Origin of the sequence: Jannaschia pagri (genome assembly GCF_019655435.1) — a bacterium.
Lineage (GTDB): Bacteria > Pseudomonadota > Alphaproteobacteria > Rhodobacterales > Rhodobacteraceae > Jannaschia > Jannaschia pagri.
This window is the reverse complement of record NZ_BPFH01000002.1, coordinates 309653-325540: the sequence shown is the minus strand read 5'-3', so window position 1 is coordinate 325540 and position 15888 is coordinate 309653. Positions and strand designations below refer to the sequence as shown.

Below are 15888 nucleotides of genomic sequence, written 5' to 3'. Positions count from 1 at the left end.
GGATCAGGTCCGGAAGATCGCCAACAGAACCAGGATCGCGATGATGACAATGGTCGTCCACTTGGCAAAGGCGACGAAGCCGTCGAATGTCTTCTCTTGCTCAGTGATGTCCATGCTGCCGATCTTGTGCTCTTCCGCCATGGGTCTGGTCCTTCGTCTCGGTGTCTGTTGGCGCCGTCCTTAGCCTGCGCGACCGTCCCTGTCACGGGGGTGCGGCGCATTGCGCAGACGTCCTTTGGTCGCCTAGTCCTCCGCCGCGTCTTCGTTCTCGGCCTCTGTCTCAAGCGCACGGGCCAGGCGAAAGCCGATGCGCAGCGGCTCTGGCTGGTCTGGAGGTTTCGAGACGGCGCGCAGCATCACGTTCAATTGGCTCACATGGAGCAATTGCAGACACTGCTGCCCCTGCATGTCCTGGCCCGTAAAGGTCACGATGTCCGGGGCGCTGAAGCCAATGCCCTGGATCCGCAGCACCCCTGCCGCGCCGCCCGTAAAGGCCATGGCGGCATCTTGGTCGTCGCTCAGGTTTTCCTCAAAGGCCTTCAGATACAGGACCACCCGTTGATAGGCCCATTCAGCGGCGCTTTTGGTTTGGGGTGGGCGTTTGGCGATGGCTTCGGGGACGTCGGGCGCGGGGGTGCAGCCTTCGGGCCTCAATTCGGTCGCGCGGGCCAAATCGGCAGGCGCGACGGGAGTGGGATCTGTTGTCATGGTCGAAGCGTAAGGCGCCGTTTCCATCCGGGCCAGTCCCCATGTGTCACGATCTTTGGAACACCCAAACGCCGTCGTCCCGGGTCTCGCGGCGAGCACGTCCGGTCAGATGAAGATGCTGAAGATGCGCGATGGCTTCGAAGAACGCCAAGCCATAGAGCCCGCCCTCGACCTTTCGCTTAAAGAGCGGAGCGAAACACTCACCGCCTGTCCGGGGCGTCTCCAAATGTGCCTCCAGGCGATTCAGTGCCGTCACATGGTTTCGCTTAAGGGACGCCAGCCGCGTCGGCAGCCCTCGGTACGGTAACTTGTGCCCTGGCAACACCAGGTGATCGCCGCGGGCAAGCGGTGCCAGACGATCACAGGCCGCCAGCCAATCGCCCACCGGATCTGCATTCGTTTCGGTCGGGTAGAGGCCCAGGTTTGGCGAAATGCCCGGCAAAAGTTGATCGCCTCCGATGACCAGGGGGCCGTCAGCCTCGAACAAAACCGCATGTTCTGCGGCGTGCCCGTCCCCCCGCGCCACATGCCACCGGCGGCCGCCCAGGGTGATGTCGTCACCCGCGCGCAGGCGCGTGAAGCCAACCGGCAGGGGCGCAACCATATCGGCGAAGTTGAAGGGCCGTTCTGTCGCGCGTTTGGCCAGAACCTCTGGGTCCATACCCCAGCGACGGCAGTAGTCGAGCGTTTCGGCGGTGGGCAACGGTTGCTCGTCCAGGCGGAGCATCCGCGCCATCAGCCAAGCCGTCCGCGTGGTTAAAAGCTCTGCGCCATCGGCCTGGAACCATCCGGCCAAACCGATGTGATCGGGGTGGTGGTGGGTGACCAGAACGCGGGTGATCGGGTCGCCCCCAAGGGGCCCGGCCTTCAACATCTCGAAAATGGCGCGGGTCCTGCGGGTGTCGAACCCGGTATCGACCAAAGCCCACCCGGCGCCGTCGCGCAGGAAATAGACGTTCACGTGGTCCAAGGCCATCGGCAGGGGCAGCCGCGCCCAGAGGACCCCATCGGCCACTTTGGTGACCTGCCCCTCGAGCGGGGCGGTGTCCCAGGGGAACTGCAACCCGGCGTAGCCGTCGGGAATTTCGGTGTCCGTCATCGGGGTCCCCTTCGTCTGTGCCCCGCAGATACGGTGTCCTGCGAGGCGGGGCCAGGGGAGGCGGGCGCTCAGGCCGCGATCACCTCGTCGGAGACCGCATAGAGCTCCTCCGCACCCGTCCGGGCCTTTGCCATCTCAGCCAGGGCTTCGGGCAACAGGCGCGCCACGGCAAAGCGGGCCAGGGGCGCGCGATCGGGGTCGGCGGCTGCGGCGCGTAGGTGGTGCGCCGCGCCCAGAACGCGGGCAAAGGCTGCCAGATAAGACACCGCGCCCGCGAAGCGGTCCTGCATGTCTTGCGCCAACATCCAGTCTGTGAGGTCCCGCAGATCGGCGACGGCGGCGCGCAGCCCTTCGTGGTCCGTCTGCCCCAGGTCGTCGAGCACAGCGAAAGCAGCCGCGCCACCGTCCATCAGTTTGCGACCGACCAGATCCATGGCCTGGATCCCATTGGTGCCCTCATAGATCGTCGTCACCCGCACGTCGCGCAAATATTGTGCGGCGCCCGTTTCTTCGACGAAGCCCATGCCGCCGTGCACCTGTATGCCCTCGGAGGCCACTTTGATGCCCGTGTCTGTTCCATAGGCCTTGGCGATGGGCGTCAGAAACGCACCGCGCGCCGCCCAATCGGCGTCACCCGTCGCCTTCGCCATGTCCAAAGCCACTGCGCAATCCATGGCAATGGTGCGGGCCACGAAGGTCTCGGCCTTCATCCCGAGCACCATGCGACGCACGTCCGCATGGTCCAGGATCGTGCCAGCCCCGCGCGGCGTTGCGCCCTGCTTGCGGCCTTGGGCATAGGCCACGGCGTGTTGCATCGCGGCTTCGGCGATGGCGAGGCCTTGGATGCCCACGCCCAGGCGGGCGTTGTTCATCATCGTAAACATAGCGGCCATACCGCGGTGCGGCTCCCCGACCAGCCACCCGGTGGCGCCATCATACTGCATCACAGCGGTGGGTGAGCCGTGCAGGCCCAGCTTATGCTCCAGCGACACGACTTTGAGGCTGTTGGCGACGCCTGCGCTGCCGTCGGCCTGTGGAAGGCGCTTGGGCACCATGAACAGGCTGATCCCTTTGGTGCCCGGTGCCGCGTCGGGCAGGCGGGCGAGGACAAGGTGACAGACGTTGTCGGTGAAATCGTTGTCGCCCCAGGAGATGTAGATCTTCTGACCCGTGACGGCATAGGTGCCATCGCCATTGGGTTCGGCCTTGGTCCGCAACGCGCCCACATCCGACCCTGCCTGGGGCTCCGTCAGGTTCATGGTGCCGCACCATTCGCCAGAGATGAGCTTGGGCAGGTAGAGCGCCTTAATCTCGTCCGAGGCATGGGCCTCCAGCGCTTCGATCTGGCCTTGGGTCATCAGGGGGTTCAGCTGGATCGCAAGGCAGGCCGATCCGATCATCTCGTTGACGGCCATGGTCAGTGTGATCGGCAGCCCCATGCCGCCGTTCTCGGCCTCGGCTGACATGCCGAGCCAGCCCCCCTCCGCGATGGCGCCGAAGCCCTCCGCGAAGCCGGGCGAGGTGCGCACAATCCCGTTTTCCAGCCTTGCCGGATTTAGGTCACCCACGCGATTGAGGGGGGCCAGGACCTCTTCGCACATGCGGCCCGCTTCGGTCAGGATGGCCTCCACCGTCTCTGGCGTGGCGTCGGCAAAGGTCTCGGTGGCGGCAACGCGGTCGAAGCCCACGACATGGTCGAGGACGAAGCGCACTTCGGAAACAGGGGCGCGATATGGCATGGAGGACCTCCCAATCTTGACGCAGGCCGCCTATACGTCCCGCACTCCGGCGGAAACTAAGGGCACGGCCCCGATGGCAGCAACAGGAACACAGCGTCACACCAGGCACCTGCGTCCGCCCGAGGGTGTGGCGGAGGCTGCGACGCTGCTGCGCGCGGGTGGTTTGGTCGCCTTTCCGACCGAGACTGTCTACGGGCTGGGCGCCGATGCGACGGACGGGCGCGCGGTGGCCGCGATCTACGAGGCCAAGGGGCGGCCGAGTTTCAACCCGCTGATCGTCCACGTGCCAAACCGTGAGGCTCTATCCGGTCTGGTGCGCTTTGGTCCCGAGGCCCATCTGTTGGCGGAGCGGTTTTGGCCAGGGCCTCTCACCCTCGTGTTGCCTTTGGCCGACAACAGCGCGTTGTCGCCCCTTGTCACGGCTGGGTTGCCCACGGTTGCGGTTCGCGTACCAGCCGCGCCCTTGGCCCAGGAACTGCTTCGGATGGTGGGGCGGCCCGTTGCGGCGCCCTCGGCGAACCCATCGGGTCGGATCAGCCCGTCCCGCGCGGACCATGTTTTGGAGGGTCTTGCGGGGCGCATTGACGCCGTTTTGAACGGTGGGCCCTGCGCGGTCGGCCTTGAGTCGACCATTGTACGCCCGGACCCGGCTGTTCTCTTGCGGGATGGCGGGCTTGCGCGGGAAGATCTGGAAGCCGTGCTTGGCCGCGCTGTCGCAGAGGACACCACGCCGGGACGTGTGCAGGCCCCGGGACAATTGGCATCCCACTACGCGCCATCGGTGTCGCTGCGCATGGGCGTTGCGGCCAGCCAAGCAAATGCGTCCGTTCACGTGGGCTTCGGCGCGGACAAAGGCGATGTGACCCTGTCAGTCAGCGGGGATCTTATCGAGGCTGCCGCAAACCTGTTCCAAGTCCTGCATCAAGCAGATGCCATGGCGACAGCGCGCGGGACCGGGATCACCGTGTCTGACATTCCGAATCTGGGGCTGGGGCGGGCCATAAATGATCGGCTGCGACGGGCGTCGGCGCCACGGTAAGGCGCCCTTAGGCGTGGCCTGCGAGGCCGGACAGGCCAGACGGGGCGATTCCCATCCCCTCCATCGCGCGGCTCCAACGCTCACCAGACGGCTGGTCGAAAATCATGTTGGCCCGCGCGTTCATCGTCAGCCAGCTGCCATCCTGGACCTCTTGCTCCAGCGCGCCCTCGCCCCAACCGCAGTATCCCATGGCGACAAAGGCGCGCTTTGGCCCTCTGCCGCAGCCAAGATCTTGGATCGCGGCCTCGTGGGGCGTCATGCGCACGTCGTCGGCGATCACCATTGTTTGATGCGCAAGGCGGTAGTCACTTGAATGTAGGACAAACGGGCGTTCGATATCCGATGGTCCGCCGGCATGGATCGGCACCCCAATCGCAACATTGGGCGTGGCCAGCCCGCTCTCACGAAGCAGGCGCCGCAAGGTCATGTTCGTTGCAGGCCGATTGATCAGCAAACCCATGGCACCAGTGGCCGAATGCGCGCAGACAAGGATCACCCCCTTACGGAAGGCGGCTTCCGTAACGGTTGGCATTGCGACAAGAAACTTGCCTGCCAAGGAGGAGGATGATCTGTCTACCCGCATAGTCATACCATATGTCAAACGGCGGGTTGGCACAACGGCAGCGCAGAAATCCTACCTGCGCGTGTGCGGGGTAGGGGCCGTGATCGCGTGGATTTGTCGCGAGCGTGATTTCCGTTGCTGCCTTCTTTGGCATACCTATTCCCCATGAACAATCCTTTCGCTCGTCCATCCGCGCGCTACCCAGCGTTGATCCGGTCCCTTGGCGCCCTTGTCGTCGCTTGCGCCCTTGGCGCGGCCGGTTCGGTCGAGGCGCAGTCAATCGGGTCCGTGGAGGAGGTCGTCTCCGTCGAGATCCGGCCCGGATGGCGGAGCGATGACGGCACCCACATCGCCGGGCTCCATTTCAGGCTGCGGCCTGGGTGGCGGACCTATTGGCGGACGGCTGGTGCGGGCGGAATCGCGCCGCAGTTCGATTGGTCCGGGTCTGCCGGTGTAGACTCCGTCCACACGCTTTGGCCAACACCGCGGGTCTTCTACAAGGATGGTTTGCAATCCATTGGATATGATGAGGATTTCGTCGTTCCGTTGGTGATTGACGGCAGTGGGGCCGACGCCTCCATGCGCCTGGAAGGTCGGCTTGCGATCGGCGTTTGTGCGGACATTTGCGTGCCGGCCCATGTGACCGTGGGGCGTGATCTTGGCGACGCGGAGACGCCTGATCCCGCCATAGCGATGGCCTTAGATGACCGTCCACGAAAGGTCGGACACGCGGCAAACTGCTATCTTCGACCCACACCAAACGGTACTGCCTTGACCGGGCATATCGACGTTCCAGCGCTGGGTGGGCGGGAAGCTGTTGTTTTCGAAACCGGGAATGACCACCACTGGGTCACTGATGCAACCGTGCAACGCCAGGGAGAGCGGCTCACGGCAACTTCCGAAGTGATGGTCGGTGGCGGAGAGCGGGTTTCGCTGGATTTGAACGCCGTGCGCATCACAATCATTGGCGCATCTCATGCGCTCGAACTCGCGGGATGCGAGCAATGAAATATCAGCAAAGTCTTGCCTGCGCCGCTTTGCCCCTTGCCGAATGCCATTTGGCGCGCCACCTTCCTCGCGACGAAGGAGAATTCTATGGCTGGAAAGCGTGGACCGTTGGAAAAGCTTGTCGACGTCGTGACGGATAAACTGTCTGAGGCGCTCGGCGCGTTGGCCCCTCGTCCGGATGCGATCCCTATTCCGGTTCGCAATGATCCACGGGATCGTCGCCGCTAGGGACCGTCCTAAGCGATCCGCTTGAGCATGGCACCCGCAACGGGTGCCTTTTTGGGTTTGCGGACAAGCTGTTTCAGCAGGCTTGCCAGTTCAGGTTCATCCACAAGATCGGCGGCCTGATCCACAAAGAACCACTTTCGTGTTCTCTCCGACTTTTCCTTCCAATCGGATTTCATCTGTTCGACGATCATGGGATAGACGTCCACTTCGCAGGGCACGGTCGATCCATCGCCGAGGCCTTTGTCATAGCGATACGTGCCAAACACGTCCTTCGCGATGTGACCTTTCACGCCCGCTTCTTCCAAGGCCTCAATGGCTGCAGCAGCCCAAGGCGCCACGCCTTTCATTGTCCATCCCTTGGGCACGATCCAGCGGCCCGTGTCGCGGGATGTGACCATAAGAACTTGGACGGAGTCGCCTTTCCAGCGCAGTGGCATGGCTGCGATCTGTTGTCTCACCGATGTCATTGTCTGTCTGCGTCCGATCAAAACCAGGTCAGATCGACCTGCTTGCTATGAAATATAATATTGCTCGGCGTTTGAGTATGCCTGAAACGCGGCGAATGTGCAAATTCACCCTTACAATTCAGTGACAATTTGGCTGAACTCCGCGAGCGTTGCGAACCGCGCAAGTGGCGCGTCCCCCTCGATGGATCCATTCGCATAGCCGCACTCCACATGGACATAAGCGACGTTCGCGGCACTGGCCGTCCGATGGTCGGTGACGGAGTCCCCCACGTAGAGCGCGGCGTCAGGGGGACAGGTCATCTGGTCCAGCGTCGCCAGGAGCGGGGCAGGATCAGGCTTGCGCACCGGAAGGCTATCGCCGCCGATGACGGCTTCGAATGGTCCAAGTTTGAGTGCGTTGAGCAGGGTCATCGTCGGTGCCATGGGTTTGTTCGTGCACAGCCCGAGGCGCAGTCCCTTGGACCTCAAGGCCGCCAAGAGGTCATGGGCGCCGTCGAACACAACCGTTCCGGTCATGGGATCCGCGTCGTAGATGGTCCGAAACGCGTGGACCGCGCCGTCATCCATCGGTTGCCCCGCCCACCGCAGGGCGCGTTCCACCAGCTTTGGAACCCCGTTCCCGACGAACCCGGTCACCGTTTCAAGATCGGGAGCGGGTAGGCCACGGTCGATCATCATGAGTGACACCGCCCGATGCAGACTCGGCGCGCTGTCGATCAGCGTCCCATCCAAATCGAAAACAACGGCGCGGCGACCGTGCAAAGGCGTCATGGCGTTCATCCTAATGGCGCAGCGCGATTGCGCTTAGGCTGGCCACTAGCGCCCATGGGGGTCGGGTTCAACGGCGGGGCGCCTCCGGGCACTCCGCCCATGGCGCCTCAGGCAAAGCGGAGGGTTTTCGCGAAGGGCATTTCCCGCAACCGCGTGCCGGTGGCCGCGAAAATCGCGTTGGCAAGGGCCGGGGCGGCTGGGGGCAAGCCCGGCTCCCCCGCGCCGCGGATCGGTCCGCCTGACTCCAACACGCGGACCTCTACTTTGGGCGTTTGCCAGATCCTGAGGCTTTCGTAGTCGTGGAAGTTCGTCTGATCCGTTGACCCGTCGGTCAGTGTGATCTCCGACGAGATCGCGTGACCAAGCCCAAACAGCGCCCCGCCCGAAAGCTGAGCCTCAATGTTCACCGGGTCGAGGACGCGTCCGACCTCTGCCGCGATCCAGAGCTTATCAATGACGATCCCGCCGTCCGTGTCCCGCACCTCACAAATCTGCGCCACCGGGACGCCGAAGGAGTAGACGAAGGCGACCCCACGGGCCCCGGCGGGCCCTGCCCAATTTGCCATATCGGCGACGGTTTCCAGGACCTTGCGCGACGGATCGTCATGCAGCAGGCGCAAGCGCTCCTCCACCGGGTCCGCGCCAGCGGCATGGATCAACTCATCGAGGAAGCACTCATGGAAGAAACCGTTGTGGGATGCACCGACCGACCGCCAACTGCTGACGGGGACCATTGCGCGAACCCGGTATCCGGTGACGCGACGGTCCGGGATCGCGTAGGGCGCATCCCAAGCGGCGGCCACGATGGCAACGTCTGGCCCGAAACTCGGCATGCCTGCGCGCCCCAATTGGCTTTCGGCGACGGATTGGGCCGCGATGGAGAGGTCCAGACTGCGGACACGTTTGTCTTGGACAGTGCCATGCCCACGGGCCAGGGCCATGGGGCGTAGGAACCCATGGGTCATGTCCTGTTCCCGGGACCAGGTCAGGCGGATGGGTCTGCCCGGCCGTTGGACCGCAATCTCAGCGGCCTGGCGCACCCATTCATCCTCTAGGCGGTGACCAAAACTGCCCCCGGCGGGCAGGGCGTGGACCGTCACAACCTCGGCGTCTTGCCCCGTGATCCGGGCCACGGCCTGGGCCACAAACCGGGGCGCCTGGGTTGCCGTCCAGACCTCGGTCCGTTCCGGTTGGTAAAGAACCGTGGCGTTTGCAGGCTCCAACGGCGCGTGGTGCAGGAAGGGGACACGATATTCGGCCGTCACCGGCGCACCGGGCGCGGTCTCCACGTTGCCGTCATCGGCAAAGCGGCTGTCGCGATTGTCGTCTGTCATCGCGTCGGCGTGGGTTTGCCAAAGCGCGTCGGTGTCCGGCCCTCCGCCGTCCCATTCGACTTCAATCGCGCGCGCCGCCTCCATCGCCCGCCAGTCGTTGTCCGCCAGGACAGCGGCCCCATCGGTGATGGCGACGACGGCCTCAACCCCGCGCATCGCCTCTGCCGCGCGGGTGTCCATGCGACGCAAGCCACCGCCCCGCACCGGGTTCGTGACCACGGTGGCATGGATCATGTTCGGTAGTGTCAAATCGACGCCATATCGGAACGTCCCCGTCGATTTGGGAACGATATCTGTACGTTGATGCTTGCGTCCCAGGCGGACCCACTGCTCAGGCGCCCGCAAGGGAACATCTTGGACCACAGGCGTATCGCGCAGCGCTTCGATTAGATCGGAGTAGGCCCGTGTGCTGCCGTCCGGGCCGATGACCTGGCCATCTTCGGTGCGGAGCTGATCCACCGCCACACCCATCTCGCCGGCGGCAGCGGCCTTGAGGGTCTCGCGGGCAGAGGCACCTGCCGCGCGCAACCGCTCATAGGTATCTGGCACCGTGGTCGAGCCGCCGGTGAGGTGCAGCCCGATCAGTTTGCCCGCAACATCCGACGCACTCCGCCCTGTTTGCGCAAGCCAACGGCTGTCCCAGGCCGCCAAGGGCATCCCTTCTGCGGCCACCTTTCCGTTGTAGTAGACCGGGCTGGCCGGGCCGGGATCCAACTGCACCTTGGCCGGATCGACGTCTAATTCTTCGGCGAGCAGGTGGGCTTGGATCGACGCCGCCCCCTGACCGACGTCGGCCCTGGGGGTGATCAACGTGATCCCCTCCGCCGAGATCATCACATACGGCGTCAGAACGGTGGACCCGCTCGGTAGCGTGGCGCGCAAAGGGTTCTCCGGCGTCCGTCGATAGAGATACGTCCCGAACGCTATGCCGCCGCCGAGCGCCGCCGCGCCGACCAGAAACCCCCGTCTTGCGATTTTGCCCGCGCCCATCACGAGTCCTCCGATTGGCTTGCCCGGCGAATGGCCGCCCGGATCCGCGGATAGGTCGCGCAGCGGCACAGGTTGCCTGACATGGCGTCATCGATTTCCGCATCCGTCGGATTGGGCACCTCGGCCAGAAGGCTGGCGGCCTGCATGATCTGGCCAGACTGGCAGTAGCCGCATTGCGCCACCTGTTCGACGATCCAGGCCGTCTGCACCGGGTGGGGCGCCTCGGGCGTTCCCAGGCCTTCGATTGTGGTGATTGCGGCGCCAACGGCATCGGCTGCGGCGATCTGACAGGATCGAACGGCCACGCCGTCCAGGTGAACGGTGCAAGCACCACACTGGCCAATGCCGCACCCATACTTCGGCCCGTGGATGCCCAGCACATCCCGGAGGACCCACAGGAGCGGCATCTCGTCTTCCACATCAAGGTCATGCTGTCGGCTATTCACGGTCAGTCGCATGTCACTCTCCGGTCGGGATGGTGTCTTTCACCAGCATTGACCTTAGGAGTTAAGGAACCGGGCGTAGAAAAGCAGTCCATCGCCGCCCTTGTGGCGCAACGTCACCTTGTGGTTCGGTGCCACTGACACGGCGCACCGCGCCCCGTTCGACGATTTGGAGGTCACCGATGACAGGCCCTGGCGGTCTTCCCCCCCAGAGTGCGCTGATGTCCCAACGCGCCGTCTTTACCGAAGCCTATGCCGTCATTCCTGGCGCGTGCATGACCGATATCGTCACTTCCGCTCTGCCCGGTTGGCGGGACATGCGCATGTGGATCCTCGCGCGTCCGATGACTGGGTTTGCGGAGACGTTCTCCCACTATTTGGTCGAGGTCGCGGCGGGTGGCGGCAGTTCCCAGCCAGAGGTGGACGGAGCAGCCCAAGGGATCCTCTATGTCGTGTCCGGAGAGGTTGCCCTGACCCTAGATGGGGCGGAGCATGTCCTGGAAGCCGGGGGATATGCGTATCTCGCGCCTGGGGCCGATTGGCACCTCGCCGCGCAATCCGATGCGCGCTTACATTGGATCCGGAAGCGGTGGACCCCAGCCGTAGGCGTCGCGCCACCGACGTCTTTCGTGACCCAGGAGGCCCTTGGCACAACCGTTGCCATGCCGGACACGGATGGGCGATGGGCCACCACCCGGTTTGTGGACCCGGCAGATATGGCCCACGACTGCCATGTGAACATCGTCACGTTTGAACCGGGTGGAACCATTCCCTTCGAAGAAACCCATGTGATGGAGCACGGCCTGTTCGTCCTGGAAGGGAAGGCTGTCTACCGTCTCAATCGGGATTGGGTTGAGGTCGAAGCGGGTGATTTCATGTGGCTGCGCGCCTTTTGCCCCCAGGCGTGCTATGCCGGTGGCCCGAGCCGGTTCCGGTACCTGCTCTATAAGGACGTGAACCGGCACGCGTGTTTGACGCTGGGGGGCTAGCCCCCCAGACCCCCCAGAGTATTTTCGCCGAGAAGAAGGAGCGACCATGGCCGGATACCTGACAACGCATGTGCTAGATACGGCGCGGGGCAAGCCCGCGGCGGGGCTGTCGATCTCTTTGTATCGGGTCTCTGGGAACAGCCATCGCAAGATCGCGGAGGCCGTGACGAACGGCGATGGGCGGACCGATGCTCCGATCTTGGGGCAGGACGGGTTCAAGCCGGGCACCTATGAGCTTGTGTTTTTTGCAGGCGATTGGCTGCGCCGGGAAGGGCTGGTGTCTGGGGACGTGCTCTTTTTGGACCAAGTCCCCATTCGGTTTGGGTTGGACGAGGATAACCACTACCACGTGCCCCTTTTGATCAGCCCGTTCGGGTATTCGACCTATCGCGGCAGCTAGACGTTTCGGGCAGATTGTCGCGGCAGGTGCGATCAGGGCGCGGGCCGGGGTTTACCTATCCACTGGCCCGTGGAACGGTCCAGCCGCCATCGTGTCAGGATATGAGCCATGTACGATTTCGCCATTTTCTGGGACTGGATCGAATTCGCCATCCGCTGGACCCATGTCATTACCGCCATCGCTTGGATCGGTTCGTCGTTCTATTTCATCGCATTGGACCTGGGCCTGAACCGGGAGATCCCCGGACCCGCTGATGGGGAAGAGTGGCAGGTCCACGGCGGCGGTTTTTACCACGTCCAAAAGTACCTCGTGGCGCCCGAGGCGATGCCGGATCATCTGACCTGGTTTAAATGGGAGAGTTACGCGACCTGGCTGTCGGGGGCCGCGCTGCTGGCTGTAGTCTATTGGGCTGGGGCGGAGATGTTCCTGCTGGATCCGCAAAAGGCGGATTTGGCAATTTGGCAGGGCATTGGCCTTTCGACTGCCTTTTTGGCGATCGGTTGGGTGGGCTATGACGCGCTGTGTAGGTCCCCCCTGAAGGAGCAACCAACCCTGGTAATGCTTGTCCTTTTCGCGGGAATTGTGATCGCGAGTTGGGCCCTCAACCAAGTCTTCACGGGGCGCGCGGCGCTTTTGCACCTGGGGGCGATGACCGCCACGATCATGTCGGCTAATGTCTTCTTCGTCATCATGCCGAACCAGAGGATCGTCGTGGCCGATCTGAAGGCCGGTCGCACGCCCGACGCGCGATACGGCAAGATCGCCAAACTGCGGTCCACGCATAACAACTATCTGACGCTACCGGTCATCTTCTTGATGCTGTCCAACCACTATCCGTTGGCCTTCGGAACGGATGCGGCTTGGATGATCGCGGCGCTGGTGTTTCTGATGGGTGTCACAATTCGGCATTTCTTCAACACTATGCACATGCGCAAACCGCGACCGTGGTGGACCCTAGGCGCGACGGCAGTGATCTTTGTGCTGCTCATGTGGCTGTCCACGGCACCGCTGTTCGATACCTACGAAGAGGCCGAGGCCCGCGATCTGACACCGACCGAGCAGCGATTTGCCCAAGCTGAAGGGTTCGACGGGGCGGCCAGCATCGTGCAGGGCAATTGCTCCATGTGCCATGCGCGGGAGCCGGTCTGGGGGACCCTGCGCTGGGCTCCGAAGGGGGTTCATCTGGAGACAGAAGCGGACATCGCCAAGAACGCCCGCCGGATATACACCCAGGCCGGGGTGAGCCATGCCATGCCCCCGGCGATCATCGGACGATTGGCCCCGGAGGATCAGGCAACCCTGGTGCGCTGGTACCGCGCGGCTCAAGGCGGCTGAAACGGTAGGGACCGGTTTAAACGGACAGTTTTAGTCGAATTGTCCCCGCTTCTCCTTGGCAAAAATACTCTGACGCAACGACCCCGCTGGCTGCGACGTCGCCCTTAGGCGCGCCGTTCCGTCACACGCTCACACCAAAGAGAACCGTTGAACGCGCAAAAAGGAAAGTGTAGATGTTCGCTTGCGTTCGTTTTGAGGAGGCGATCATGCGCGAGACCTACGATTTGTTCGTGATCGGCGGCGGCATCAATGGCTGCGGCATCGCGCGGGATGCGTCGGGGCGCGGCCTGACGGTCGGGCTGGCCGAAATGGGGGACCTTGCGGGGGCCACGTCTTCCTCCTCCACCAAGTTGTTCCACGGAGGCCTCAGGTATCTGGAATACTGGGAGGTTCGCCTGGTCCGCGAGGCGCTTCAGGAACGGGATGTCTTGCTGCAAAACATGCCGCATATCAGCTGGCCCATGCGATTTGTGCTGCCCCTGTCTCCCGACATGCGGTTCGAAGGGGGGACGCCCACGTCAAAGCTCCTCGGGGTGATGATGCCCTGGCTGCGGGGGCGTCGGCCCAACTGGCTGATCCGCCTGGGCCTGGCCATGTATGATGGGCTGGCCAAATCGAAATATCTTCCGGGGACGCGCACCATCAGCTTGCGCGGCACGCCGGAGGGCGCTCCGCTGGAGGATCGCTTCGCGAAGGCTTTCGAATACTCCGATGCCTGGGTCGAAGACAGCCGGTTGGTGGTCTTGAATGCCCGGGACGCCGCGCAGCGGGGGGCCGACGTCCATGTGCGCACGCGCGTCGTGAGCGCCGAACGGGATGGCGACACCTGGCTGATCACCCTGCAGGGGGAACGGACGGGACAGGTGCGTGCGAAGATGCTCGTGAATGCGGCGGGTCCTTGGGTGGGCGACGTTATTCGCGGAGTGGTCCGGTCCAATGCGCGCGAGGGGGTTCGTCTGGTACGCGGATCTCATATCGTGACGCGGAAGCTGTTTGACCATGACAAGTGCTATTTCTTCCAAGGGGCAGATGGGCGCATCATCTTCGCGATCCCCTATGAGACCGACTTCACGTTGATCGGGACAACGGATGCGGAGCACGACGATCCCCACAACGCCCCCGTCTGCACGCCTGAAGAACAGCAATACTTGCTCGACTTTGCCAACGGCTACTTCAAGCAGGATCTGACTGGTGAGGATGTGGTCTGGACCTATTCTGGCGTGCGGCCTTTGTACGATGACGGGGCCAGTTCAGCGACAGCCGCAACGCGGGACTATGTCCTCAAGGTCGAGGCGGCGGGCGCGCCAGTTCTCAATATCTTTGGCGGTAAGATCACGACCTACCGGCGGTTGGCGGAAAGCGCGTTGGAGAAGATCGCCGAACATTTGCCAACGCGAACGGGGCCCTGGACCCATGATGCGCCCTTGCCCGGCGGGGATTTTCCCGTCGACGGCGTGGCGGAGCAGGTCGAGGCCCTGCGCACAGCCTATCCCTTCCTGTCCGAGCGCTGGGCCCTGCGTCTCGTCCGGGCCTACGGGACCGACGCAACCACGTTTTTGGACGGGGCCCAAAGCGCCGAGGATCTGGGGCCAGCCTTTGGCGCGACCTTGACGGGCGCAGAAGTCGCCTGGTTGATGGACATGGAATGGGCACGGACGGCTGAGGATGTGCTCTGGCGCCGGTCCAAGTTGGGCCTCCGTCTCGATGCGGATCAGATCGCGGCATTGGACGCTTGGATGTCGGCGCGCTGGGACGGTGCCAAAGCTGCGGAGTGATGTGTGCCTATCCTGTGTGAATGGCGTACAGTTGCTGGCCTAGCCGCGTAGCGTTCCCGCCGGGCCAGGCCGTCAGACGCCTGCTGGGATAATCGCGCCCGGGTATTGCACCACTTTGGCGGCCATTCCATGGCCCGCGCGCAGCGCATCCTGCTCCGTCCCTCCCGACAACAGCGTCGCCAAGTACGCTCCGTTGAAGCTGTCCCCCGCACTGGTCGTATCGACAACCTTTGGGGCCGGAGGGCACCCGCCCGGCGCGGTGCCGTCCAGTGCCAGCGGCCCAGCTTCGCCCCGTTTCAGCGCGCCGGTTCGGCAGCCCGCTGCCGCGAGGCGGGCCAGGGCCGACCCTTCATCATCGCCGAACAGCACCTGCATATCCTCAAGCGAGGGCAGGGCGATGTCCGTGACGCGCCAAATCGCGGCCACGCAATCGGCAGCGGTCTCCACATCTTCCCAAAGCGCTGCGCGGTAATTGCTGTCAAAGGCCACGCGCCCCGGCGCGGCGGCGAGGGCCTCGATCAAGGTGGCGCGGTCTTCCGGCGACAGGATCGCCAGGGTGATCCCGGATAGGAACAGAATTGCATGGTCGCTTTGGGCAAGTGATGCGGCGACCTGTGGCACCATGGCGCGCGCGGCTGACGCGGCGCGCCAGTAATGGAACGACCGCTCGCCCTTGGGATCAGTCGTCACGGAATAGAGGCCGATCTGACGCTCGGGGGTCCGATGGATCAGACCCGTACCGATCCCCTCCGCCTTTGCCGCGAGAAGCAGACCGTCCGACAGGGGATCCTCACCAATCGCAGTGGCATAATCGACGCGCAGCTGCGGGGTGGTCCGCCGGGCATAGACCGCTGTATTATAGGTATCGCCAGCGAAGCCCAGGGCGAACCCCTCTGCGCTGCGCCGCAACTCCCCCATGACTTCGCCGATACACATCAGGCCGTTCAGCGTCATTCCCGTCCCCCTTGGTATCTCCGGCGCACAATGACAGGCCGCGCCAC

Annotated in this window: 17 protein-coding genes; 7 read left to right on the top strand and 10 right to left on the bottom strand. The window is 63.8% G+C overall.

The genetic code is table 11. The annotated features are described in order from the left end of the window. Nucleotides 1–3 precede the first annotated feature (3 nt). The 4 genes from K5R33_RS06485 to K5R33_RS06470 form a co-directional block, all read right to left on the bottom strand. On the bottom strand, nucleotides 4–141 hold the full coding sequence (locus tag K5R33_RS06485; protein ID WP_220748195.1) for an aa3-type cytochrome c oxidase subunit IV: 138 nt from the start codon (nucleotides 139–141) through the stop codon (nucleotides 4–6). 102 nt (nucleotides 142–243) lie between these two features. Further along, the gene (locus K5R33_RS06480; RefSeq protein ID WP_220748194.1) at nucleotides 244–708 is read right to left on the bottom strand and encodes a hypothetical protein; all 465 of its coding nucleotides are present in this window, start codon (nucleotides 706–708) and stop codon (nucleotides 244–246) included. Between the two features lie 46 nt (nucleotides 709–754). Beyond that, a complete protein-coding gene (locus K5R33_RS06475) occupies nucleotides 755–1807 on the bottom strand; it encodes an MBL fold metallo-hydrolase (RefSeq protein WP_220748193.1) in 1053 nt (350 codons plus the stop codon). 68 nt (nucleotides 1808–1875) lie between these two features. Continuing rightward, a complete protein-coding gene (locus tag K5R33_RS06470) occupies nucleotides 1876–3546 on the bottom strand; it encodes an acyl-CoA dehydrogenase family protein (RefSeq protein ID WP_220748192.1) in 1671 nt (556 codons plus the stop codon). Nucleotides 3547–3619: 73 nt separating this feature from the next. Here K5R33_RS06470 and K5R33_RS06465 point away from each other — a divergent pair, with 73 nt between their 5' ends. Beyond that, nucleotides 3620–4585, top strand: a complete 966-nt coding sequence (locus K5R33_RS06465; protein ID WP_220748516.1) for an L-threonylcarbamoyladenylate synthase — start codon at nucleotides 3620–3622, stop codon at nucleotides 4583–4585. Nucleotides 4586–4592: 7 nt separating this feature from the next. Here the strand turns inward: K5R33_RS06465 and K5R33_RS06460 are convergent, their stop codons facing one another. Further along, entirely contained in the window at nucleotides 4593–5117 is a 525-nt protein-coding gene (locus tag K5R33_RS06460; RefSeq protein ID WP_220748191.1) for a YqgE/AlgH family protein, read from the bottom strand. 195 nt (nucleotides 5118–5312) lie between these two features. Here K5R33_RS06460 and K5R33_RS06455 point away from each other — a divergent pair, with 195 nt between their 5' ends. After that, on the top strand, nucleotides 5313–6155 hold the full coding sequence (locus K5R33_RS06455; protein ID WP_220748190.1) for a protein-disulfide reductase DsbD domain-containing protein: 843 nt from the start codon (nucleotides 5313–5315) through the stop codon (nucleotides 6153–6155). An 87-nt stretch (nucleotides 6156–6242) separates the two neighbouring features. Beyond that, nucleotides 6243–6383 (top strand): hypothetical protein, encoded by a 141-nt coding sequence (locus tag K5R33_RS06450; RefSeq protein WP_220748189.1) that lies wholly within the window; start codon nucleotides 6243–6245, stop codon nucleotides 6381–6383. A gap of 8 nt (nucleotides 6384–6391) precedes the next feature. Here K5R33_RS06450 and K5R33_RS06445 read toward each other — a convergent pair whose 3' ends face one another. The 4 genes from K5R33_RS06445 to K5R33_RS06430 all read right to left on the bottom strand — a co-directional run bounded on the left by K5R33_RS06445 (nucleotide 6392) and on the right by K5R33_RS06430 (nucleotide 10403). After that, nucleotides 6392–6850, bottom strand: coding sequence for an NUDIX hydrolase (locus K5R33_RS06445; protein WP_220748188.1), 459 nt, complete (start codon nucleotides 6848–6850; stop codon nucleotides 6392–6394). A gap of 111 nt (nucleotides 6851–6961) precedes the next feature. Beyond that, nucleotides 6962–7621 (bottom strand): phosphoglycolate phosphatase, encoded by a 660-nt coding sequence (gene gph / locus K5R33_RS06440; RefSeq protein ID WP_220748187.1) that lies wholly within the window; start codon nucleotides 7619–7621, stop codon nucleotides 6962–6964. Between the two features lie 107 nt (nucleotides 7622–7728). Then, nucleotides 7729–9945 carry a xanthine dehydrogenase family protein molybdopterin-binding subunit gene (locus K5R33_RS06435; RefSeq protein ID WP_220748186.1) on the bottom strand — a complete coding sequence of 739 codons (2217 nt, stop codon included), beginning with the start codon at nucleotides 9943–9945 and terminating at the stop codon, nucleotides 7729–7731. Beyond that, entirely contained in the window at nucleotides 9945–10403 is a 459-nt protein-coding gene (locus K5R33_RS06430) for a (2Fe-2S)-binding protein (RefSeq protein WP_220748185.1), read from the bottom strand. The genes K5R33_RS06435 and K5R33_RS06430 overlap by 1 nt, the downstream gene beginning before the upstream one ends. A 206-nt stretch (nucleotides 10404–10609) precedes the next feature. Between K5R33_RS06430 and K5R33_RS06425 the strand changes: the two genes are divergently transcribed. The 4 genes from K5R33_RS06425 (at nucleotide 10610) to glpD (ending at nucleotide 14887) form a co-directional block, all read left to right on the top strand. After that, nucleotides 10610–11377, top strand: coding sequence for a bifunctional allantoicase/(S)-ureidoglycine aminohydrolase (locus K5R33_RS06425; RefSeq protein WP_373314141.1), 768 nt, complete (start codon nucleotides 10610–10612; stop codon nucleotides 11375–11377). A 46-nt stretch (nucleotides 11378–11423) separates the two neighbouring features. Continuing rightward, entirely contained in the window at nucleotides 11424–11777 is a 354-nt protein-coding gene (gene uraH / locus K5R33_RS06420; RefSeq protein WP_220748183.1) for a hydroxyisourate hydrolase, read from the top strand. Between the two features lie 108 nt (nucleotides 11778–11885). Beyond that, nucleotides 11886–13112 carry a urate hydroxylase PuuD gene (locus tag K5R33_RS06415; protein ID WP_220748182.1) on the top strand — a complete coding sequence of 409 codons (1227 nt, stop codon included), beginning with the start codon at nucleotides 11886–11888 and terminating at the stop codon, nucleotides 13110–13112. Nucleotides 13113–13318: 206 nt separating this feature from the next. Then, entirely contained in the window at nucleotides 13319–14887 is a 1569-nt protein-coding gene (glpD, locus tag K5R33_RS06410; protein WP_220748181.1) for a glycerol-3-phosphate dehydrogenase, read from the top strand. A gap of 72 nt (nucleotides 14888–14959) precedes the next feature. Here glpD and K5R33_RS06405 read toward each other — a convergent pair whose 3' ends face one another. Next, nucleotides 14960–15841, bottom strand: a complete 882-nt coding sequence (locus tag K5R33_RS06405) for a sugar kinase (protein WP_220748180.1) — start codon at nucleotides 15839–15841, stop codon at nucleotides 14960–14962. Between the last annotated feature and the right edge of the window lie 47 nt (nucleotides 15842–15888).